The sequence below is a fragment of the Haematobacter missouriensis genome, from assembly GCF_000740775.1.
In the GTDB taxonomy this organism is placed as follows: Bacteria; Pseudomonadota; Alphaproteobacteria; order Rhodobacterales; family Rhodobacteraceae; genus Haematobacter; species Haematobacter missouriensis.
Genome location: NZ_JFGS01000004.1, coordinates 60,770 through 81,276 on the forward strand (window position 1 = coordinate 60,770; position 20,507 = coordinate 81,276).

Here is a 20,507-nt window from a genome sequence, read left to right on the forward strand (position 1 = left end):
CTTGTCCTCTCCGTTGGATCAGGCCAGAAGGCGGTGCTGCCGCCCTTCGTCCCAGGCAAGACGCACGGCGTCGCCCGGTTGCTTCGGATCTCTGTAAAAGACGCCCTCGGGGATCAGCGCGAGGATCTCCTGCTCACCTGCCGCCATGCTGGTGACGGCGACATGCGCGCCCTGATATTCGACGCTGCGCACGACGGCATCCGTCCCCGATGGCGCGATCCGCACCTCGTCCGCGCGGACGGCGAACCGCCCCTGCGGCAACGACACCACGTTGTGCCCGCCCATGAAGCGCGCGACGAATTCCGTGCGCGGGGCGTTGAACATCTCCTGCGGGGTGCCGGACTGTTCGATGACGGCATTGTTCATCAGCACCATCTCGTCGGCCAGCGCCATCGCCTCGTCCTGGCCGTGAGTGACATGGATGAAGGTGATGCCCAGCTCCCGCTGAAGCCGCTTCAGCTCCGCCCTCACCTTCAGGCGCAGGAACGGGTCCAGCGCCGAAAGCGGCTCGTCCAGCAAAAGAACCTGCGGATCGGTGATGAGCGCGCGCGCCAGGGCCACGCGCTGCTGCTGCCCGCCCGAAAGCTGCGCCGGCCTGCGCTCCGCAAAGCGCGACATGTCCACAAGCTCCAGCATCTCGCCCGCGCGCTTGCGCCGCGCCGCCTGATCGACGCCCTTCATCTTCAGGCTGAATGCCACATTGTCGGTCACGCTCAGATGGGGGAACAGCGCATAGCTCTGGAACATCATCGCCGTGCCGCGCCGCGCGGGGGGCAGATGCGAGATGTCGGCGCCCGCAAGGACGATCGCCCCGTCCGACACGCTCTCATGACCCGCAATCATGCGCAGCGTGGTGGATTTCCCGCAGCCGGAGGGGCCCAGCAGGCAGACATAGGTTCCCGCCGGAAACAGGTGGCTCACCCGGTTGACGGCGGTGGTCTGGCCGTATCGCTTGGTGAGGCTGACGAGTTCCAGATCCTGTCCGCTGCGCATGGCCTTGCTCCCGATGTCGGTCTCTGGATCATGCGTGACTCTTCCGGCCCCGCGAACGGATTTCGCTCCCGCGGCAGGCCGAGACAGGAATTGCGGCAAATTTGGGCAGGTGGCTGGCAGCGGCGCGCAAAGCCGCGTCGGAAATCGTATACAATCCTGTTGCCAATCTTCGCCTCTTGCCGAGTCCCCGCAGAACCTGTGGAGTCGGAAAAGTGGAACAGTCGTCACCCCTCTCCTCCCTCTCCACAGCGAGCAGCGACGCCATCGCCGCCCGCTTGGCGGAGGCCATCCATCAACACCGCGTCCTGCCCGGCACGAAACTGTCGGAGGACGAAGTGGGAGAGGTTTATGGAGTAAGCCGGACGGTGGTCCGCGCGGCCTTTCAGCGGCTGGCGCATGACCATCTCATCGTACTGAAACGCAACCGCGGCGCGTTTGTGGCTCAGCCCTCCGCCTCCGAGGCGCAAGAGGTGTTCGATGCCCGGCAGATCCTCGAACCCCGAACCGCCTGCCTCGCCGCCGAACGGGCCACACGGGCAGATATCGACCGGCTGGCGGGCCATATCGCCATGGAACAGGCGGCGCTCGCGGCAGGCGATACGGGTCGGGCGCTGTACCTCTCCGGCGGGTTCCACGTGGAGGTCGCGCGGCTCGCCGGCCAGTCGATCATCTGCGAATTCGTGGCCTCGCTTGTGTCGCGCTCATCACTTATCATCGCGCTCTACTGGCAGCGGCGACAGGCCATCTGCGACAGCCACGCACATGGTGACCTCCTGCACGCCATGGCGGCAGGCGATGGTGCGCGGGCGGAGATCGCAATGGCGCATCACCTGTCGGACCTGCTCTCCTCGCTCGATCTCAGTCGCCCCGCACTGCCTGCGGGATCGCTGCGCGAGGCGCTAACCAGTCACAGGTCGTAAAGCCGCCCGAACTTGGCTTCCAGATAATCGAGCAGCGGCCCCTCCGACGGCGGCTCTCCGGTGGCGCGGGCGATGAGGTCGCGCGGCTCGTAAAGACCGCCATGCCGCTGAACCGCCTCCTTGAGCCAGTGCAGCGCCGCCGCAAGATCCCCGCGCTCGAGGTCGCCGTCCAGTTGCGGCAGATCGCGGCGCATCGCCGAATGAAGGCAGCCCGCATAGACGTTGCCAAGCGCGTAGGTCGGGAAATAGCCGAACAGCCCCACCGGCCAGTGAACGTCCTGAAGTACCCCCTGACTCGGACGGGTGATCTGCTGGCCGAAGTCGCGGGCGAAGCGTGCGTTCCACGCCTCCTCCAGATCGGCGGCCTCCATCTCCCCCCGGATCAGCGCGCGTTCCAGATCGAAGCGCAGCATGATGTGCAGGTTGTAGTGCACCTCGTCCGCCTCCGTGCGGATGAAGCCGGGATGGACACGATTGACGGCGCGGTCGAACTCCGCCGGATCGGAAGGCGCGTTATCTCCGAACAGTTCCACCATGCGGCCGGACAGCCAGCCGGTGAAGGCGCTGCTGCGGCCAAGCTGGTTCTCGAAGATGCGACTCTGGCTCTCATGCACGCCCATCGAGGCGCCGTGGCCGATGGCGGTGAGCAGGTAGGCCGGATCGACCGTTTGCTCATAGACCGCATGGCCCGTCTCGTGGATAGTCGAATAGATGCAGTTCAGCGGATCGGCGGGATCGGTGCGGGTGGTGATCCGCACATCCTGACCGGAGCCGGAGGAGAAGGGATGCACGGCCTTGTCCAACCGCCCGCGCCCCCAGTCATAGCCGAAAACACCTGCCAGTTCGGCGGCGAGCGTCATCTGCGTCGCCTCATCGAACCGCCCCGACAGGGTGGGCGCGCTCCGGTCCGATGCAAGGATCGCCTCACGCAACGCGACGAGGCGGGGCCGCATCCGCCCGAACAGGGCGGCGGTCTCCTCCCCCGTTGCGCCGGGCTCGTAATCCTCCATCAGCGCATCGTAAGGGTCGCCGCCCGCTGCCAGCGCCTGCCCCTCCTCACGCTTCAGTGCGACCACTTCGGAGAGCGTGGGCAGGAAGCCCGCCACATCCTCCCGCGCGCGCGCATCGGCCCAGAGCCCCTGCGCCATGCTCGTGGTCCGCGCCAGCGCCGTGGCCAGCCGCAGCGGCACGCGCATCTGCCGCTCATGCGCGCGCCGGATCCGCTGAACCTGCGCCGCCTCAGCCGGAGCAAGCCGGGCGGTATCGAGCGCCGCCAGCCATTCGCCGATACGGGGATCGGTGCGGCGCGCGTGCAGCACCCCCTCCAGCGCCGCCGTCTCCTCCCCCCGCTGGGCATAGGCGCCGCGGGGCATGACGGTCTCCTGATCCCAGCCCAGCCGCTCCGCCACCTGGGCCAGCGCCTCCGTCTCCCGCTGGAAGGCGAGCAGATCGGCCAGCGCGCTCATGCCCGCGCCCCCCGAATGGAAGTCTGGATAGGATACTGCGACAGATACCGCGCCCGGATGATCATCACCCAGAGCAGGATTGCGCCGAGCTGATGGGTGATCGCCGCGTGAAGCTGCGCGCCCGTCAGCACCGCGACGATGCCCAACACCACCTGCAGGAGCAATGCCGCCAGCACCATGTTGAAGGCGGTACGGGTCGCGGCATGGCTGCTCCGCCGCCCGCGGACCCAGACCACCACACCGAAGACGAACAGCAGATAGGCCACCATGCGGTGCATGAACTGCACTATGCCCGGATTCTCGAAGAAATTCCGCCAGAACGGCTCGATATAGAACCCGCCAGGCGGAAAGAACCCGCCGTCCATCAGGGGCCAGTCGGTGAAGCTGCGGCCCGCGTCGATCCCCGCGACCAACGCGCCGACGAGGATCTGGAGGAAGGCGAAATGCATCAGGCCGGTGGACATGGAGAACAACTTCGGCTCCCGCGCACGGCGCGCCTGAAGCAGATCGGCCTCCGACCGCCCCAGAAGCAGCGCATACCACCACAGGAAGCCGAGAATCACGAAGGCAAGGCCAAGATGGATCGCCAGCCGGTAGGAGGCGACCGAGGTCATCTCTCCCGTCAGGCCGGAGGCGACCATCCACCAGCCGATCGCGCCCTGCACCCCGCCCAGCACGCCGGGAAGCAGCAGCCTGCCCGTCCAGCCCGCGGGGATCTTGCGCGCGATCAGGAAGCCGAAGAAGCCGAGCGCCCAGACCACCCCCACCAGCCGGCCCAGCAGGCGGTGCCCCCATTCCCACCAGTAGATCTGCTTGAACGCCTCAAGGCTCATGCCCGCGTTCATGTATTGATACTGGGGACTTGCACGATACTTCTCGAACTCCCCAAGCCAGGCTGCATCGTTCATCGGCGGCAATGCACCCGTGACGGGGCGCCATTCGGTAATAGACAGTCCCGCGTCGGACAGGCGCGTCAGCCCGCCCACGATGATCATCGCCGCGACGAGCGCAAAGAGGATCAGCAGCCAGATGCGGATGGCGCCGCGCGCACCGCTGCGGCCCTCTCCGATGCGGCCGGGGCGCGCGGCCTCGATCCGGGTTTCGGTCGCGACCTCTTCGAAGATGGCGCGGGTTGGGGTCTTGCGCTTCTCGGCCATGATGTCTCCGGACCCTGACTTGCGGCGGCGAACCTAGTTTCCACACTTCTCCGCCGCAAGCCCCGAAGGACGGCGCGGCACCTTGGGAAGCGCGGGGGACGCCCCCCGCGACCCCCGACGTCAAACGGCCTGCCCTAGCCCGAAGTCTCAGCCGCTTCGGCGAGTTCACGCACGAGCCGCGCCTCCTCCTCCGCCTTCGCGGGCGAGAATCCGGCAAGAAGCAGATACACCACCGGAGTGAGATAAAGCGTCGTCACCATGGCAAGCCCCAACCCGCCCACGATGATCCAGCCGAGCGCGGCCCGAGCCTCCGCCCCCGCGCCGGAGGCGAGCACCAGCGGCACGCCGCCCAGCACGGTCGCGGCCATGGTCATCACCACCGGCCGGAGGCGTATGGAGCAGGCCTCCTCCACGGCGGAGCGCACGCTCTGCCCCTTGTCGCGCAGACTATTGGCGAATTCGACGATGAGAATTCCATTCTTCGCCATGATCCCCACCAGCAGGACCAGGCCGATCTGGCTATAGACGTTGAGCGACGTGCCGCTAAGCAGCATGGCAAACACGGCACAGGCCAGCCCGAGCGGCACGGTCGCCATCACGATCACGGCCGAGACAAAGCTCTCGAACTGGGCGGCGAGCACCAGAAGCACGATCAGCAGGGCGAAGCCGAAAGTGGTGATGAGCCCGGCGGAGGTCTCTCCCAGCGTCGCGGCCTCGGCGAGCGGAATGACCCGCATCGTCTCGGGCAGGGTCTCGGCAGAGAGGGTGCGCACGTCTTCCCACGCAGCTCCGAGGCTCTTGTCCGGCGTCAGGTTCGCGGCAATCTCCACCGAGCGGAGCCGGTCCTCCCGCCCGAGATTGGGGGCAACGGCCCGCTCCGTCATGGTGACGAACGTCGATACAGGAACCATGTCGCCGTTGGAGGTCCGCACAAAGATCCGCTCCAGGTCGGAGGGATCATCGACGGGATCGGCCGTGGACACGAGCTTGATGTCGAAGCTCCGGTCGGCGACGAAGACGGTGCCGACCGTCCGACCGTCCAGCATGGCCTGCAACGCTTCACCCAAACCGTCTATCGGCACGCCAAGATCGCTTGCCCTGTCGCGGTCCACCTCGATGAACAGTTGCGGATCTGTCGTCTCGTAGCCCAGTCGCACCTGGCCGAAGCCGGGATCCTGCTCCATGCGCTCCACAAGCTGTGCGGCGACTTTGGCCAGTTCCTCGTACGTCGGCCCCAGCAGGGCGAAGCGCAGTCCCTGACCCGCGCCACGGATGCCGAGCGAGTTCGGCTGGTTGGTGAAGATGCGCACGCCGATGATGGCGCGCATCCGCTCCGTCAGATCGGCGAGGATCTCCGACTGGCTCCGTTGCCGCTCGCCCCAGGGCGCGAGCGTCAGCACCATGAAGGCCCGGTTCTGTGAACTGGCCGCGCCGATGATGCCGTAGCTGTGAAGCACCTCGCCTGCAGCGCGCAGCGGGGCCAGCGCCTCCTCGATCTCGCCCACTTTCGCGGCGGTGAAGTCGAGCGAGACACCCTGCGGCGCCCAGACGGAAAGGATCACCGTCGCGCGATCCTCATCCGGCGTGAGTTCCTGCCGCAACTGCCCCCAGAGGAGGAAGGCCAGAAAGCCGAACAGCGCCGCCACCGTCAAGACGACGAGCGGCGCATTCAGGCATGACTTCAATGTCCGATCGTAAGTGCCTTGGAATACATTCCATATTCTCCCACCTTCCGCCTCCTTCACGTCGGTCTGCGGAAGGCGGCTCGCCATGACCGGACACAATGTCAGCGCAACGATGGAGGACAGGAGGATGGAGACGGCAAGGGTGAAGCCAAACTCCCGGAACAGCCCGCCGGTCTGACCCGGCAGGAAGGAAATCGGCACGAACACGGCGGCCAGCGTCAGCGTCGTCGCGATCACGGCGAAGAACACCTGCCGCGTACCAAGCACGGCCGCCGCCCGGGGGCCAAGCCCCCCCTGCCGCCGGCGGACGATGTTCTCCAGCACCACGATGGCATCATCCACCACCAGACCCGTCGCCAGCACGATGGCGAGCAATGTCAGGATGTTGATGGAGAACCCCATGATCCAGATCGCCGCAACCGTGCCGATCAGCGCCACGGGCATGGCGATGGCGGGGATCATCGTCGCGCGCCAGTCCCCGAGGAACAGGTAGATGATCCCGACCACGATCAGCACCGTCAGGATCAGGGCGATCTGCACCTCATGGATCGCGCCCTGGATGAAGGAGGCGCTGTCCTGCGTGATGACGATGCGCACATCGGGCGGCAGGGTCCGGTTCAGCCCCGCGACGATGCGGGTGATCTCCTCCGAAATGATGAGCGTGTTGCTCTGAGCCTGCCGGATGATGCCGATGCCGATGCCCCGCTGGCCATCGACACGAAGCTCCGAATTGGCGATGTCGGGGCCAAGCGTCACCCGCGCCACATCGCCCAGCCGCACATTCCCCTTCAGCTCCAGAGCCTCGAACTCCTCCGGTGTGGTCACCGGGGCGGTGGTGCGCACGACCAGCGTCTGGGCCGCGGCGCGCAGTGTGCCCGCGGGCGCATCGAGCGACGCATTGCCGACCGCGTTGCGTATGTCGGCCAGCGTCAGGCCCCGGGCGGAAAGCTGCATCTGGTCAATGTCGATGCGGAACACCTGATCCCGGTCGCCGCTGATCTGCAGGTCGGCCACACCGGGCGCGGAGATGAGCTGATCCTCCACCGCGTCATCGACAAGCCGCGTCAAGTCGTCGATCTGGCGGGTGTCGGAGAGCACGGCCAGCCGCATCACCGGATCCGAATCCGCATCCGCCTTGACGATCTGCGGCTCCTCCACATCATCGGGCAGTCTATTGCGGATGCGGGAGATCGCGTCCCGCGTATCGGAAGCCGCCACGTCGATGTTGACGTCCTGATTGAACTCGACCGTCACGCGGCTCTGTCCGAAACGCGAGGTGGAGGAGATGGAGGAGACGCCGGGCACCCGGCCCGCCGCGCCCTCGATCTCCGCCGTCACCTCCCGGTCGATGGTCTGGGCGGAGGCGGAAGGAAAGCGCGTTGTGACGGTCAGCACGGGACGGTCCACGGAGGGTAGCTCCCGCACCTCCACGGCAAAAAGCGCGGCCAGCCCCGCCAGCACGATCAGCGCATTCAGGACGAAGGCGAGAACCGGGCGCCGGATGAACAGCGCGACGCCGGAATGGGCCTCAGATGTCGCGTCCGCCATCGGCCCTCCGCGTCTCGGTTGCGGGCGTCGTGCCCGCCGGAACGCGGGAGGCCGCCGTGGTCGGTGCATCGGGCGGCGCAACATGCACCTGCTGGCCGGGGCGCAGGGTCTGCGAGCCCTCGCTCACCACCAGATCGCCGGGAACGAGCGCGGCCTGCACCAGCACCCTGTCCGCATCGCGCTGCAGGATGCGGATGGCCACGCGCTCCACCACGTTGCTGCGCACTACCCAGACATAAGAGCCCGCCGCGTTCCATTGCACCGCGAGCGGGGGCACGGCGGGCAGGCTTTCCCCCGGAAAGCGCATGTCTATTCGGAAGGCCATGCCGGAGCGGAAACGGTCATCCGCATTGCCGATCTCCCCCTGTACCCGGAAGCTGCGAGAGGCGGGATCGACCCGGTTGTCGATGGCGTGGACCTTTCCCTCCGCTGCCTCGGCCTCCATGACGGAGAGCGTGGTCGTGGTCAGCGCATCCCCCACCCGCACACGGCCCGCAAAACGCTCCGGCATACGGAACTCCACCAGGATCCTGCTCCGGTCGTCGATCACGGTAATGTCCGTGTTGGAGGTGACCTGATCGCCGACGTCAAGATCCAGCAGACCCACATGACCGGCGATCGGCGCCCGGATCGTGCGCTGCTCCAGCGCATGTGCCGCATCCCGCAACTCAAGTTCCGCCGTCTCCACAGTCAGCCGGGCGGCGATGAGCTGTATTTCATTGGTCGTGCCGCTGGCATGCAGCCGCTCGATCCGCTCCAGTGCGGTCTGCGCATCCGCCCGCACCAACCGCGCCCGTTCCAGCGCGATCCGCTGCACCTCATCATCCAGTGACACGATGATCTCTCCCGCCGCGACGAGCGCGCCGGAGGCGACGGGCACCGCGACCACACGGCCCGATACTTCTGGCCGGAGCGTGACCGAGCGGAAGGCGCGGCCATCACCGATGGCGGTCATCTGGTCGGCGACAGCAGCCAGCCGCACCGGCTCCGCCACCACCGTAGGGATGCCCACGGGCAGTTCGGCCTGATGTTGCGCCGCTGGCGCTCCGGCAAGCCAACCCAATCCCAGTGGCTCCAGCCGCGCATACGCCCCCGGATCCAGCCGCACCCACGCCGCAGCACCCACAACGGCAAGCGCAAGCGCGGTGGCGATCTGACGGCTCGTTTTCATGCGCGCTTTCCTGATGGCGGGAAGAAGTATCTGACCCTTCCCTGTCTCCCCGATTCTTCGCACAGAGTGCAATCTCGCGCGACATAAACTAATGGTGTGCCGGGACATTTGCCTCAGGATGAGGCACCGGTCTCAGGAAACCGGCCTCAGGAAAGCTGCGCGATCCGGGTCGCGAGGATCTGGATGGCGCGCGCCTGCGCCGCCGCGATCGCGGCCGGCCCCTCGCCGGCGAGCGGAACGGCGATGTCGAAACTGCGCTGCTGATCGCTGCCGGAGAACCCGGCGGGCGAGACGAAATACTGCCCCGACAGATGGAACAGCCCGTCCGCTCCCGCCAGCATCCGCGACACCCGAACCTCCAGACGCCGGGCGGGCGGTTCGGCGAATGGCCATGGCTCGGCGATGGCGGTGGCGCCGCTGGCTGCCTCTATCTGCCGGGCGAGCGTGCGTGTCACGGCGCGCTGCGGCGTATCGGCCCAGATGTTCCGCGGATTGCTGCGCACCGCACCATCCGCCGTCTGCCAGCCGATTTCCTGCCCGGAAGCATAGTCGGGAAGCTGCACGTCCCGCACCTCCACCCGGCCGATACGGTTCGGAACCGTGGCCGTCAGCGGGGGCGGTTCCAGCGTGAATCGCGCCGTATCCTCAGGTTTGGAACAGGCGGCGAGCGCGGCAAGCCCCACCAGCAGAACGGGTTTCAGGCGCATGATACCTCCTTAGCGGCCGGTGAGGATGGAGCTGGGATTGCGTTCGATGGTCTGCGCCAGCGAACCGACGGCGGAGGCTGCACGGCGAAGTTCGCGCAGTGCGCTCAGCGTCTCGGTGCTGAAGCTGGAGCGGGCACCATAAGTCTGGATCAACCCGTCGAGATTGCGCACCACCGTGTCGAGCCGCTGGCTGATCGCGGGCAGCTGATCGGAGGCCCGTGCTACACCGTCGGCAGCGGCCTGCGCGCTTTGCAGCGTACGGTTCAGCGTCTCCGCGGCGCCACCGTCCCGCAACGTCTGCAGAAGGCTGGCGAGCTCATTCAGCGTTGCGCCGAGCTGCGCGGGCAACGCTTGTGTGCCCTCCTGCCCCGCAACCTCCTCCAGTCTTGCGAGCAAGCCGCTCATACGGTCGCCCAACTCCCGGTAGTTGAGCGCGGCCACCTGATCGGTCAGCGTCTGAAGCCGGGTGACCAGATCCGGCAACCCCTCGCCCACCTCCGCCACGGTGGCGGCGGCGCGCGCGGTCTCGTCGAGCGCAATGCCGACCTTGCCGCCGATCTCCTGGCTGCGCAGGTCGGACACCAGCCCCTGCACTTCACCGACCAGTTCCCGGACGGCGGCTGGAGCGCTGCGCATCTCCTCCGAACCGAGCAGCGCCCGCGCCTGATCCAGCAGGTCGCGGGCAGCAGCCGGCGTCTGGCGGAGATCATCGCTCATCATGAAGGCGGTGGCGGAATTCATCAGGCCGGTAGCGGCCTCGATCAGTTGCTCGATCGGCAGATTGCCGAGCCGGGTGAGAAGCCCCTCCGCAGTGGTGGTCACGTCGCTCAGATCGGCGGGCGCGCTGGGGATCGCCGGGAACGGCTGCGCCGCCCTGTCCAGCGCACCGCCCTGGGCACCCTCCACCCGCGCCAGTTCCATGATCATGGTATTGCCGAGGAAGCCTGTGCCGACGGCCCGTGCGCGCAGCCCCTGTGCGATCTGCTCATCCAGAAACTCGTACATTCCCTCCGGCGTGGTATCGGGCGGCAGGCCCATGCGCTCCGGCACCAGTGAAAGAATGACGCGCTGGCGCACCTCCTCCGATCCGTCCGGCGCGCGGTCGATCTGCACGGCAAGGTTGGTGACCTCTCCAACGGGAAGGGCCTCGTAATGCACTGCCGCCCCCTGCGTCAGCCCCCGGACAGAACTGTCGAGCAGGACGGAGACCTCGATCCGTGTCCCTTCGGACTTGGTGAACAGGCTGTCACGCGCCGCACTTTCGCTGGGGAACAGCCGGTATTCCTCCCCCGAACGGCTTACCCCCCCGCCAGAGATCGGTGTGGTGAACTCCACACCTCCCTGCACGAGCGCGGCAAGGCTGGAGACATTCAGGTTCACACCGCTCGGCCCGACGGACACGGAAAAGCCGGAGGTGTCCCAGAAGACGCTGGCCGTTGTAAGAAGCTTGTCATGCGGCTCGGAAACGAAGGCATCCACCAGAACCGTGTCCCCCGTCGGGGCGAGGCGGATGTTCTGCAGATGCCCGACCGTGATGCCGCGGTAGAGTACCGGAGCCCCTTCGGCCAGTCCGCGCGGGTCCGCGACGCGGAGAGTGACGGTCGTGCCCGGCCCGTTCAGAATGCCGGGCGGCATCTGCTCGAGCCCTGTGAATTCATAGACGGGTGGCCCATCGGGATGCGCGTTCCAGAAGCCTTCGACGAACACCCCGGAAATCACCGTATCGAGCCGCGAAATACCCTGCGCTGAAACCTCGGGCCGCACGATCCAGAACCGCGCGTCCTTGTCAACGAAAGGCGCGATGTCCCGATGCACCCGGATACGGAGCACGACGTGCGAAAGATCTTCGCTGAAGCCGATGGACTCCACCACCCCGACATCCACATCCCGGAAGCGGAGCGCGGTCTGTCCGGGCGTCACCCCGGTGGCATTGGCAAAGGTCACCTCGATCAAGACGCCCCGCTCGCTGTATGCACGCCAGGCGATCCCCAGCGTTACGAGCAGCGCTACGAGCGGTACGATCCAGATCCAGGCGATACGCCGCCAGAACGGCTCCCGCGTGGGGCGTTGGTCAAGGGGCGCGGGGCCGTCGGAGCCATTGCCCCGGCCGGTGCCGTGATCAGTCATGGAGAAACACCTGTTCGGTCGTTCCGGGAGGCTGGCCCTTGGGGCCGATCGTGGAATTCCTGCCAGATTTCCGCGCCTTGCGCCAGACAAGTCGGCTGTCAAAACTATGCGCGGACACCATGGTGAACGCAACGCTCAAGGCAAAGGCCGCCGCCGCCGTTCCGGGATGTATGGAGGCGACGAAACCCAGTTGCACGAGCGCCGACAGGATGGCCACAACGAAGACGTCGATCATCGACCAGCGCCCGATGAAATCCACTACCTCATAGACATGCTGATATCGCACGCCCCCTGCCTGTCCGCGTTGCACGCTGATGGCAAGAAAGGCGATGACCGCGAATTTGCAGATCGGAATCAGGACGCTTGCGATGAAGATCACCGAGGCGACGAAATAATCGCCGTACTGGAAAAACTCTATCACACCGCCCAGGATCGTCGCGCCGGAACTGTAGATCAGCGTGTCGGTGTAAAGCATCGGAAACATGTTTGCGGGGATGTAGAAGATCAGCCCGGTAATCAGCCAGGCCCAGACCCATTGCAGGCTTGCCGTGTCCGGGCTGTAGAGGCGACTGCCGCACAGACCGCAGTGCTCCTGCCCCTTTGGCCAGGCGCGGCAGCACATCCTGCAGCCAACCAACCCTGCCTCATCGGCAGTCAGGATCTGTTCCGTGTTTCCAGCGCCGACCATATGGACCATCTGTTGATATAGCCATCGGCGATGGCCACGGTGAAGATCATCGCGGCAAAAGCCCAGAAGGCAGGCCCGAGTGTGATATTGGCCAGCCCGGCGACCTTGACGAGTGCCACAGCGGTGCCGATCACGAAAACCTCCACCATGGACCAGGGGCGCAGCCGCTCCGCAATGCGGAACACCCGCACGGCGTGGCGGAGCGGCGGGCGGCCGAGCGTCAGGGGGAGCAGCGTATAGATGAGCGCGATGCAGCGGGTGACCGGCAGCAGGACAATCATCAGAAGCACGGCAAAGGACAGCGGCCGAAGATCGCCGTGAAAGGCCAGCGCCGCCCCGAAGACCGAGCTTTCATTGCTCATCCCGTAGCTGGATACGCCCAGAAACGGAAAAAATACGCCGCCACTCATGAGGATGAGGGACGTGATGGACAGAACGGAGACCAGAAGCGGTGCATTCGGCCGGTTGCGGATCAACGTGGAGCCGCAACGCCGGCACAGCGCCCGCCCGCCCGGCTCGACGGGCGCCAGCTCGTGCAGCGCGTCGCAATAGGGGCAGACGATGAAACTGGAGGCCGGGTTCAACGGGGCGGAGGTCATGCGGCGAGCATGTAGCGGAGTACACCGTCTTTCAATGGCGTAACGCGTCTCTTCTCCCAGAGTGGAGCGAATGCGGCACGGTCACCCCCCGCAAGGTCACCGCCGATATCACGTTCGCTTGTCAGTTAGCACGCGAGCGGAGCGCGCCGAACACCATGCCTGCGAGCATTCCGAGAAAGCCGAAACCGAAATACGACAGTGCCGCAACGAGCAATCCATATCCCCCGGCGAGCGACGCTCCCGCGGAGAGAACGCCCATCGAACAGCCCAGAATCACGAAGATTGGCATTGGCCTATTCCTTGCTTCGACATCCTCATAAAAAAGTCACGAGCATTTGCCCGCATCGGCGATAACCTGCCTAATTCTATTTAATGTACAAACTGACCCTGCTCAATCAACCTAAAGAGGAGAAATTTACACGTTTTGTTCAGGCTGCCCCGTTCAACGTGCCAATTCCTTGATTCCGCGCGACAATCCTTCAAGGGTCAGCGGGAACATCCGATCATCGAAAATTTTACGGATCAGCGTGGTCGAGTGCGCGTGCCGCCAATGCGCCTCCGGCACCGGATTCAACCAGATGTTGGACGGCCACTGCAGGCGGGCACGATGCAGCCAGACTTCTCCCGGCTCCGCGTTCCAGTGCTCATTGGCGCCACCCGGGTGAGTGACCTCATAGGGCGACATCGCGGCGTCGCCCACGAAGATGCACCTGTAGTCCGCACCGTAGGTCCGCAGAACCTCCTCAGTCGGGATCTGCTCGTCCCACCGGCGGCGGTTTTCCCGCCAGACGCCTTCGTAAAGGCAGTTGTGGAAGTAATAATATTCGAGATGCTTGAATTCTGCCCGCGCGGCGGAGAACAACTCCTCCACCAGCTTCACATGGGGGTCCATGGAGCCACCGACGTCGAAGAAAAGCAAAAGCTTCACGGCATTGCGGCGCTCCGGGCGGGTCTGTACGTCGAGATAGCCGTGTTCCGCCGTGGCGCGGATGGTTCCATCCAGGTCCAGTTCCTCCTGCGCGCCATCCCGCGCCCATCGGCGGAGCCGCTTCAAGGCGACCTTGATGTTGCGGGTGCCGATCTCCACCGTGTCGTCAAGATTTCGGAATTCCCGCTTGTCCCAGACCTTCACGGCGCGTTGATGGCGGCTCTCATCCTGCCCGATGCGAACACCCTCGGGGTTGTAGCCATAGGCGCCGAACGGCGAGGTACCCGCCGTTCCAACCCATTTGGAGCCACCCTGATGGCGGCCTTCCTGCTCCTTCAACCGCTGGCGGAGTGTCTCCATCAGCTTCTCGAACCCGCCCATCGCCTCGATCTGGGCGCGTTCCTCGGGCGTCAGGAACTTCTCTGCACGTTTCTCCAGCCAGTCGGGCGGCAGTGACAGCGCCTCCAGCACCTGGCCCACCGAAATCTGCTCCAGCCCCGCAAAGGTCTGGGCAAAGGCGCGGTCGAAACGGTCCAGATGCCGCTCGTCCTTCACCATCACCGTCCGGGCGAGGTAATAGAAGCCCTCCACATCATAGATCACCAGATCGGCGCGCAGTCCTTCCAGAAAGGCCAGATATTCCCTGAGACTTACCGGAATGCCCGCGCCGCGCAGTTTCTCGAAGAAGGGCAGGAACATCAGCCGGCACCGTGCCGCAGCAGCCAGATAGTGACGAACACCATCAGCACTCCGCCGATCAGCGCGTGAACCGCAGCGTATTGCGCGATGTCGAAGCCGTTGCCTCCCCGCGCCCTCGCGCGAAAACCGCCGACGACGGCGCCAACCACCGCCCCGAGCAGAACGTAGAGCATCCTCACCCCTTCTTGCGCCCGTTCACCGGGCCGAGCGCCGAGATCTCGGACAGGCGCTCCCTGACCGCCTGATCGGCACCGAAGCCGTAACGCGCCCAAGCGAGGCTGTCGAGCCGCACAACTCCCGCCTCTTCGCCGCGCCCGAGCCTGTCGAGCGCCTCCGCCTTCATCATAAGCAGGGTGGAGAGCAGCGCGGCATTTTGCCACTTCTTCGCCTCCTGCAACTCCGGCTCCACCAGCCGCAGTGTCTCCTGCGGATCGCCGGAGGTCAGGGCAAACGCGGCGAGCTGCATATCCACATGCGCCTTGTGCGTGGCGCAGGACGGCAATCCCTCATAAAGCCTGCGCGCGGACATCAGACTGGTGACCGCCGCCTCCGGATCGACCGCCATGGCGGTCCGCGCATAGGTGAAATGGCTGAAGGCCAGCCGCGCATCCACCCAGCCGTTGCGCTGCGCGATGGTGACAGCCCGGCGCGCGGCATTGGCCCGCGTTTCCGCCGAACCGCTGCTCAGCGCCGTATTGATCGCGTCGCGCCAGTCGGGTGTGGTGGGGCCGGCGGGCTTGCGGGCCACGTTCCGTCCCGGCGGGTTCAGCCGGTCGAGGATGTTCGGCAGCCGCTCCGCCACCTCCGCCCGCGTCATGCCGCTGGCCAGCTCGGGTGAATAGTAGGCGCGCAGCATCAGCATGTCGAACCCGGTCAGCGCGCCGTGGAAGTTATCGTCGTTGAATACGCTGTCCGGCAGACGGTAGAGGTCGTTCAGCGGCCCCATGGCCTGCGCCGTTTCTTCGTGCAGGCAGTCGCGGATCTCCTGCGGGCTGGCATCGGCGGGGATGAACACCCCTGCCCGCGTACGCGTGGTGAGCTTTGTCCAGTCCACCCGGTCGGTGCGGCGGGCGCTCAGATAATCGCTCCAGCTCGTCACATTGGGAGCCACGAAACAGGCCGCGTCGGGGGCGGCGTTGCGGAGCCTGCTTTGCGGGACGAACTCGACCACGATCCGCGCGGCGGCGGGATCCGCAACGCGGGTGATGTCGATATGCGCCTCGCGCCGGAACCGGGTCAGGAGCTTGTCCACCTCGCCGGACGCGCTCGGCGGAACCGGGCCTGTCAGGGCCAGCGTCACCGGGACTTCGAACCGGGTCAGCACCGGCAGCGCCCGCCCGCTTTCCATCTCGAACGAGAGTTCCAGAAAATCGTCCACCATATCCGCATTGGCGCGGCGTGGCGGATCGATCCGTTCCACCCCGAACGCTTTCATGGCGGGAAGCGCTGTCACAGGCGCGGCAAGGCGGGTGGGCTGATCCCTGACCTGCCCGCAGGCGGAAAGCGCCAGCCCCATCGCGAGCGCGATGGAACCGGGACGGAAGGGAAAGTGTTTGAACATGCGGCCTCCGGGCTGTTGGTCGAGGGCCGCTTGCGGCCCCGCGACACTTTGCCCGGGTTTTGTGGGTTCTCCGTGTCGCTTAGTTCAAAATCTATTGTATTTGATGAACGGCGTCACCTTGCCAATTCGGTCATAAAGCTGTCGCGCAGTCGTGTTGAACTCCTGCGTCAGCCAATAGACTTGGGGCGCCCCTTCCCGGTCCGCCGCAGCATAGACTGCCTCGATGAGCACGCGGCCCAGCCCGGTTCCCCGCGCAGCCTTGTCCACAAACAGGTCCTGAAGGTAGCAAACCTGCTCGACCCGCCAGCAATGCGGGTGAAAGACATAGTGCACAAGCCCCAGCAGCCCATCGCCCCGGTCCGCGACCAAGGCCCGGAACGTGGTGGCCTCATCGCTGAGAAGCCGCTTGAAGGTCGTCTCGTAAACCTCCTCGGATACTGAGCTTTCATAGAATTCCAGATAGAGCGTCCACAGCCTGCGCCATTCAGCCTCGTCCGAGGCGCGAAGCGGTCGAACCGCCACCGTCTGATCCACCTTTGTCATGATCTCGTCATTTTCCAGTCAAGCCCATCGCTCAGCGTTGCCCGCGGGCCATGAAGGCCAGCCTCTCGAACAGGTGAACATCCTGCTCGTTCTTCAGAAGCGCGCCGTGAAGCTTTGGCAACAGGCTGCGCGACTCCTTGCGCAGATCCTCCGCGGTCATGTCCTCCGCCAGCAACAGCTTCAGCCAGTCCAGCACCTCGGAGGTGGAGGGCTTCTTCTTCAGGCCGGGCTGTTCGCGGATTTCGTAGAATCGGGTCAGCGCGGCGGCGAGCAGATCTTCCTTCAGATCGGGAAAATGCACGGCCACGATTCGCCGCATCGTCTCCGCATCCGGGAAACGGATGTAGTGGAAGAAGCACCGTCGCAGGAAAGCGTCCGGCAATTCCTTTTCGTTATTGGATGTGATGATCACAATTGGGCGATGGATGGCCCGCACCGTCTCCCCCGTCTCGTAGACGTGGAACTCCATCCGGTCGAGCTCCTGGAGCAGATCGTTCGGGAATTCGATGTCGGCTTTGTCGATCTCGTCGATCAGCAGGACGACCTTTCCGGGGGCGTCGAACGCCTGCCACAGCTTCCCCTTGCGGATGTAGTTGCCCACGTCCCGCACCCGTTCGTCGCCAAGCTGGCTGTCTCGCAGCCGGCTCACCGCATCATATTCGTATAGGCCCTGCTGCGCGCGGGTGGTGGATTTGATGTTCCATTCGATCATCGGCAGGCCAAGGCCCGTCGCCACCTGACGGGCCAGTTCGGTCTTGCCCGTCCCAGGCTCCCCCTTCACCAGCAACGGCCGTTCGAGCGCCACTGCCGCGTTCACGGCGATCGTCAGATCCTCCGTCGCAACGTAATCCTGAGTACCGAGAAACTTCATCCTGCCCGCCGATCTCCCTGATGCTGGCATGAGGGTAACACGCACCTTCTTCGCTGCAAGTGCAGGATCAAAGCTAGTGACAGGTGCTACATCTTGCGGTAATGCACCCTCCCAAGGAGTGCCTGTATGCCGATAAGCGAACCCAGTGCACGGCCCGGTCTGACCAAGGGGGCTGACATGAAGGCAGAAGTCTTTCTACCCGAAGACTATCGACCCGCCGAAGACGAACCATTCATGAATGAGCGACAGCTCGAATATTTTCGCAGAAAATTGATTGCGTGGAAGAATGACCTGCTCTCGGAAAGCCGGGAAACGATCGAAGGTCTTCAGGACAGCACCCGCAATATCCCCGACATCGCAGATCGTGCCAGTGAGGAGACCGACCGCGCGCTTGAACTTCGGACCCGTGACCGGCAGCGCAAACTCGTGTCCAAGATCGATGCCGCGCTGCGGCGCATCGACAATGGCGAATACGGCTATTGCGAAGAAACGGGAGAGCCCATCTCCCTCAAGCGGCTCGATGCCCGCCCCATCGCGACGCTCAGCCTTGAAGCGCAGGAACGCCACGAACGTCGCGAGCGGGTTCACCGCGACGACTGACCTTCCGGCGCCCGCCCGGCCGATTGCCATTTGGGCGCCTGCCGGAGACATGACTGGAAACACCGGCGGCAGTGGCTGCCGGTGTTTCGTTTTGGAGGCGAGAGGATGGAGCTGAGCGGCCGGGAGATCACGGTGGTCGGCGCGGGCGTTGCGGGGCTGGCGGCAGCGCTGGCGCTTTCGCGCCGGGGTGCCCGGGTGACCGTGCTCGAACAGGCCGAAGCGGTGCGGGAGTTCGGGGCGGGTTTCCAGATCACCCCCAACGGCGCGCGCGTGCTGGAAGCCCTCGGCCTCGGAGAGCAGCTCTCCACCCTGTCGCTCCGCTCCCGCGGGGTGGAGATCGTGGACGGCCCGACGGGGCGGCGCGTGATCCGGCTCGACCTCGCCCGGCTCAGACCGGAGGAGCCGCACCGCTTCGTCCGCAGGCCCGATCTCATCGCCCTCCTTTTCAACGCGGTCCGGGAGGCGGGCGTCACTCTCCGCCTGAAGACCCGCGTGCTGGCTGCCGATGTGACCGGCCAGACCGTACGCCTCAACCTTGCCGGCGGCGAGAGTCATGAGGCCCACCTCCTCATCGGCGCGGACGGTATCCATTCCCCCGTGCGCACAGCGGTTGAGGGGGAGGACACCACCCAGCCCTTCTTCACCGGTCAGGTCGCCTGGCGGGCCGTCGTGCGGGGAGAGGCGGAGCCGGTCGCACGGGTCCATACCGGACCGGGGCGGCATCTGGTCACCTATCCTCTGCCCCGTGGCCTGCTGAACATCGTCGCGGTGGAGGAGCGGGCCGCATGGGCGGCGGAGGACTGGCGGGCGGTGGACGATCCCGCCAACCTGCGAGCCGCCTTTGCCGGGTTCGCGACGCCCGTGCGCAGTCTGCTTGCAGAGGTTGACGAGGTGCATCTCTGGGGCCTGTTCCGCCACGGCCTCGTGCAGCACTGGTACCGGGGCGCGGCCATCGTCATCGGCGATGCCGCCCATCCCACGCTCCCGTTTCTCGCCCAGGGGGCCAACATGGCGCTGGAGGATGCGTGGCTGATCGCAGCAGCGCTTGCCTCCGCGCCGGATGCGGAACAGGGATTCGCCGATTTCGTGCGTCTCCGCCGCGCGCGAGTCGCCCGTCTCGTCGCGGCGGCAAATGCGAATGCGCGCAACTACCACCTGACGGGCGCGTCCCGGCAGGCGGCGCACATGGTCCTGCGGCTGGGCGGACTGCTGGCGCCCTCGGCCGCCATCGGCCGATTCGACTGGATCTACCGCTACGATCCCGTTGCGGCCTGCCGGATGGATGCCTGACGGGACGTGTCCAGTCCCCGATAGGGGTCAGGAGGCTCGCTTGATCCGTTCTTCCAGTTCGCCCGCCAGCGCCTCCGCCCGCGCCGCGATTTCCGAAAGCGTATCTATCACGATTTCCGGTATCACCGGCACCTCGATCCGCGCAGGCTCCGGCGCTGGTCGCGAGAGCGCCTCTTCCAGCGCCGCCTCCGCCTCCGTCGCGCGCATTTCGGCGAGACGCAGCCGCTCTTCCAGCCCCGCCGTGCGGTCGGCCAGCATGAGTCCGGCCATCAGCAGAAGCCGGGGCTCCGGTATGCGCGCGCTCTGCTGGACCAGAACCTGCGCCTGATCGTCCAGAAGCGCCGCCGCGGTTTGCACGAAGGACTCCTGCCCCTCTTGGCATGCGACGGCGAATTCACGGCCGCCGATCGAAACGGTCACTTCAGGCATCAGTTGGCTCTCCGATCAGAGGACGTAGTTCTTCCAGGATTTCCTCCACTTGCGCAAGATCCGCCGCACGACGGCTGCGGAGTTCCTCCGCCTCGGCAAGCAGAGCGCGGTTCAGCACACTCGCCTCCGGGTCCCGCGCCTCGCGCAGCTCGCGCATCGCCTCCGACAGTGCCGCGTTCACATTGCGAAGCCGGCCCATTTCTTCCGTCGCGAGGTCGAGCGCCCCCGCCAGATCCGCAACCCGCCGCTCCAATTCCGCGACCAGAGCCTCCTGCTCCGACCGAATCGCGTCGGCCCGCGCCTCCAGCGTACGGTTGCGCTCCTCTTCTGCCACAAGAGCGGCGCGGAGTGCGCCGTCACCATCCATATCGGGGGTGGGAATGTCCTCCATTCCCCGCCGCAGACGTTCCAGCGCGGTCGTGATCCGTCTTTCCAGATCGGCGATCTCGTTCATGGGCCCCCCGTTAGGCTGCGACTGTCGCTCCAATGCGTTTCCATGATGTCGCGGCACCTTCGCGGACAAAC

Annotated in this window: 20 protein-coding genes; 3 read left to right on the top strand and 17 right to left on the bottom strand. The window is 65.7% G+C overall.

Going from position 1 to position 20,507, the window contains the following annotated elements; genetic code table 11:
• Positions 1-18 precede the first annotated feature (18 nt).
• Positions 19-993 carry an ABC transporter ATP-binding protein gene (locus CG51_RS05970; RefSeq protein ID WP_035743122.1) on the bottom strand — a complete coding sequence of 325 codons (975 nt, stop codon included), beginning with the start codon at positions 991-993 and terminating at the stop codon, positions 19-21.
• A 212-nt stretch (positions 994-1,205) separates the two neighbouring features.
• Between CG51_RS05970 and CG51_RS05975 the strand changes: the two genes are divergently transcribed.
• Entirely contained in the window at positions 1,206-1,913 is a 708-nt protein-coding gene (locus tag CG51_RS05975; RefSeq protein ID WP_035743124.1) for a GntR family transcriptional regulator, read from the top strand.
• Here CG51_RS05975 and CG51_RS05980 read toward each other — a convergent pair.
• From CG51_RS05980 to CG51_RS06035, 14 genes are all read right to left on the bottom strand, one after another.
• Positions 1,901-3,379, bottom strand: a complete 1,479-nt coding sequence (locus tag CG51_RS05980; RefSeq protein WP_035743128.1) for a carboxypeptidase M32 — start codon at positions 3,377-3,379, stop codon at positions 1,901-1,903. The genes CG51_RS05975 and CG51_RS05980 overlap by 13 nt on opposite strands.
• Entirely contained in the window at positions 3,376-4,536 is a 1,161-nt protein-coding gene (gene ctaA, locus CG51_RS05985) for a heme A synthase (RefSeq protein ID WP_035743131.1), read from the bottom strand. The genes CG51_RS05980 and ctaA overlap by 4 nt, the downstream gene beginning before the upstream one ends.
• A gap of 134 nt (positions 4,537-4,670) precedes the next feature.
• The gene (locus CG51_RS05990; protein WP_035743134.1) at positions 4,671-7,769 is read right to left on the bottom strand and encodes an efflux RND transporter permease subunit; all 3,099 of its coding nucleotides are present in this window, start codon (positions 7,767-7,769) and stop codon (positions 4,671-4,673) included.
• The gene (locus tag CG51_RS05995; protein ID WP_051930110.1) at positions 7,750-8,940 is read right to left on the bottom strand and encodes an efflux RND transporter periplasmic adaptor subunit; all 1,191 of its coding nucleotides are present in this window, start codon (positions 8,938-8,940) and stop codon (positions 7,750-7,752) included. The genes CG51_RS05990 and CG51_RS05995 overlap by 20 nt, the downstream gene beginning before the upstream one ends.
• A gap of 146 nt (positions 8,941-9,086) precedes the next feature.
• Positions 9,087-9,647, bottom strand: coding sequence for a PqiC family protein (locus CG51_RS06000; protein WP_035743137.1), 561 nt, complete (start codon positions 9,645-9,647; stop codon positions 9,087-9,089).
• A gap of 9 nt (positions 9,648-9,656) precedes the next feature.
• Positions 9,657-11,774, bottom strand: coding sequence for a PqiB family protein (locus tag CG51_RS06005; protein ID WP_051930112.1), 2,118 nt, complete (start codon positions 11,772-11,774; stop codon positions 9,657-9,659).
• On the bottom strand, positions 11,767-12,462 hold the full coding sequence (locus tag CG51_RS06010) for a paraquat-inducible protein A (RefSeq protein ID WP_051930115.1): 696 nt from the start codon (positions 12,460-12,462) through the stop codon (positions 11,767-11,769). The genes CG51_RS06005 and CG51_RS06010 overlap by 8 nt, the downstream gene beginning before the upstream one ends.
• Positions 12,429-13,061 carry a paraquat-inducible protein A gene (locus CG51_RS06015; RefSeq protein ID WP_051930117.1) on the bottom strand — a complete coding sequence of 211 codons (633 nt, stop codon included), beginning with the start codon at positions 13,059-13,061 and terminating at the stop codon, positions 12,429-12,431. Before CG51_RS06015 ends, CG51_RS06010 begins: the two co-directional genes overlap by 34 nt.
• Before the next feature lie 121 nt (positions 13,062-13,182).
• Positions 13,183-13,350, bottom strand: coding sequence for a hypothetical protein (locus CG51_RS19955; RefSeq protein ID WP_156961333.1), 168 nt, complete (start codon positions 13,348-13,350; stop codon positions 13,183-13,185).
• 153 nt (positions 13,351-13,503) lie between these two features.
• On the bottom strand, positions 13,504-14,688 hold the full coding sequence (locus tag CG51_RS06020) for a vWA domain-containing protein (RefSeq protein WP_035743139.1): 1,185 nt from the start codon (positions 14,686-14,688) through the stop codon (positions 13,504-13,506).
• Positions 14,688-14,861 (bottom strand): hypothetical protein, encoded by a 174-nt coding sequence (locus tag CG51_RS20355; protein WP_088233408.1) that lies wholly within the window; start codon positions 14,859-14,861, stop codon positions 14,688-14,690. The genes CG51_RS06020 and CG51_RS20355 overlap by 1 nt, the downstream gene beginning before the upstream one ends.
• Before the next feature lie 2 nt (positions 14,862-14,863).
• Positions 14,864-16,249 (bottom strand): DUF2927 domain-containing protein, encoded by a 1,386-nt coding sequence (locus CG51_RS06025; protein WP_051930119.1) that lies wholly within the window; start codon positions 16,247-16,249, stop codon positions 14,864-14,866.
• 84 nt (positions 16,250-16,333) lie between these two features.
• Positions 16,334-16,792: a GNAT family N-acetyltransferase gene (locus tag CG51_RS06030; RefSeq protein ID WP_035743141.1), complete on the bottom strand. Its 459-nt coding sequence runs from the start codon at positions 16,790-16,792 to the stop codon at positions 16,334-16,336.
• Between the two features lie 31 nt (positions 16,793-16,823).
• Positions 16,824-17,663, bottom strand: coding sequence for an AAA family ATPase (locus CG51_RS06035; protein WP_035743143.1), 840 nt, complete (start codon positions 17,661-17,663; stop codon positions 16,824-16,826).
• Between the two features lie 177 nt (positions 17,664-17,840).
• On the opposite strand from CG51_RS06035, the gene dksA reads away from it, so the two are divergent.
• The gene (gene dksA, locus CG51_RS06040) at positions 17,841-18,263 is read left to right on the top strand and encodes an RNA polymerase-binding protein DksA (protein ID WP_035706764.1); all 423 of its coding nucleotides are present in this window, start codon (positions 17,841-17,843) and stop codon (positions 18,261-18,263) included.
• A 105-nt stretch (positions 18,264-18,368) separates the two neighbouring features.
• On the top strand, positions 18,369-19,553 hold the full coding sequence (locus CG51_RS06045) for an FAD-dependent oxidoreductase (RefSeq protein WP_035743146.1): 1,185 nt from the start codon (positions 18,369-18,371) through the stop codon (positions 19,551-19,553).
• Positions 19,554-19,580: 27 nt separating this feature from the next.
• On the opposite strand, the gene CG51_RS06050 is transcribed toward CG51_RS06045, so the two are convergent.
• Positions 19,581-19,982 (bottom strand): cell division protein ZapA, encoded by a 402-nt coding sequence (locus CG51_RS06050; RefSeq protein WP_035743148.1) that lies wholly within the window; start codon positions 19,980-19,982, stop codon positions 19,581-19,583.
• Positions 19,975-20,436: a hypothetical protein gene (locus CG51_RS06055; protein ID WP_035743150.1), complete on the bottom strand. Its 462-nt coding sequence runs from the start codon at positions 20,434-20,436 to the stop codon at positions 19,975-19,977. Before CG51_RS06055 ends, CG51_RS06050 begins: the two co-directional genes overlap by 8 nt.
• Positions 20,437-20,507 lie beyond the last annotated feature (71 nt).

What these genes read in the sequence shown, in the direction of transcription:
- dksA (WP_035706764.1), top strand. Translation starts at nt 17,841, where the DNA reads ATGAAGGCAGAAGTCTTTCTACCCGAAGACTATCGACCCGCCGAAGAC.
- CG51_RS06015 (WP_051930117.1), bottom strand. Translation starts at nt 13,061, where the DNA reads ATGACCTCCGCCCCGTTGAACCCGGCCTCCAGTTTCATCGTCTGCCCC.
- CG51_RS05990 (WP_035743134.1), bottom strand. Translation starts at nt 7,769, where the DNA reads ATGGCGGACGCGACATCTGAGGCCCATTCCGGCGTCGCGCTGTTCATC.
- CG51_RS06055 (WP_035743150.1), bottom strand. Translation starts at nt 20,436, where the DNA reads ATGAACGAGATCGCCGATCTGGAAAGACGGATCACGACCGCGCTGGAA.
- CG51_RS19955 (WP_156961333.1), bottom strand. Translation starts at nt 13,350, where the DNA reads ATGCCAATCTTCGTGATTCTGGGCTGTTCGATGGGCGTTCTCTCCGCG.
- CG51_RS06030 (WP_035743141.1), bottom strand. Translation starts at nt 16,792, where the DNA reads ATGACAAAGGTGGATCAGACGGTGGCGGTTCGACCGCTTCGCGCCTCG.
- CG51_RS06045 (WP_035743146.1), top strand. Translation starts at nt 18,369, where the DNA reads ATGGAGCTGAGCGGCCGGGAGATCACGGTGGTCGGCGCGGGCGTTGCG.
- CG51_RS06035 (WP_035743143.1), bottom strand. Translation starts at nt 17,663, where the DNA reads ATGAAGTTTCTCGGTACTCAGGATTACGTTGCGACGGAGGATCTGACG.
- CG51_RS06005 (WP_051930112.1), bottom strand. Translation starts at nt 11,774, where the DNA reads ATGACTGATCACGGCACCGGCCGGGGCAATGGCTCCGACGGCCCCGCG.
- CG51_RS06000 (WP_035743137.1), bottom strand. Translation starts at nt 9,647, where the DNA reads ATGCGCCTGAAACCCGTTCTGCTGGTGGGGCTTGCCGCGCTCGCCGCC.
- CG51_RS06050 (WP_035743148.1), bottom strand. Translation starts at nt 19,982, where the DNA reads ATGCCTGAAGTGACCGTTTCGATCGGCGGCCGTGAATTCGCCGTCGCA.
- CG51_RS06020 (WP_035743139.1), bottom strand. Translation starts at nt 14,688, where the DNA reads ATGTTCCTGCCCTTCTTCGAGAAACTGCGCGGCGCGGGCATTCCGGTA.
- CG51_RS06010 (WP_051930115.1), bottom strand. Translation starts at nt 12,462, where the DNA reads ATGGTCGGCGCTGGAAACACGGAACAGATCCTGACTGCCGATGAGGCA.
- ctaA (WP_035743131.1), bottom strand. Translation starts at nt 4,536, where the DNA reads ATGGCCGAGAAGCGCAAGACCCCAACCCGCGCCATCTTCGAAGAGGTC.
- CG51_RS06025 (WP_051930119.1), bottom strand. Translation starts at nt 16,249, where the DNA reads ATGTTCAAACACTTTCCCTTCCGTCCCGGTTCCATCGCGCTCGCGATG.
- CG51_RS05980 (WP_035743128.1), bottom strand. Translation starts at nt 3,379, where the DNA reads ATGAGCGCGCTGGCCGATCTGCTCGCCTTCCAGCGGGAGACGGAGGCG.
- CG51_RS20355 (WP_088233408.1), bottom strand. Translation starts at nt 14,861, where the DNA reads ATGCTCTACGTTCTGCTCGGGGCGGTGGTTGGCGCCGTCGTCGGCGGT.
- CG51_RS05970 (WP_035743122.1), bottom strand. Translation starts at nt 993, where the DNA reads ATGCGCAGCGGACAGGATCTGGAACTCGTCAGCCTCACCAAGCGATAC.
- CG51_RS05995 (WP_051930110.1), bottom strand. Translation starts at nt 8,940, where the DNA reads ATGAAAACGAGCCGTCAGATCGCCACCGCGCTTGCGCTTGCCGTTGTG.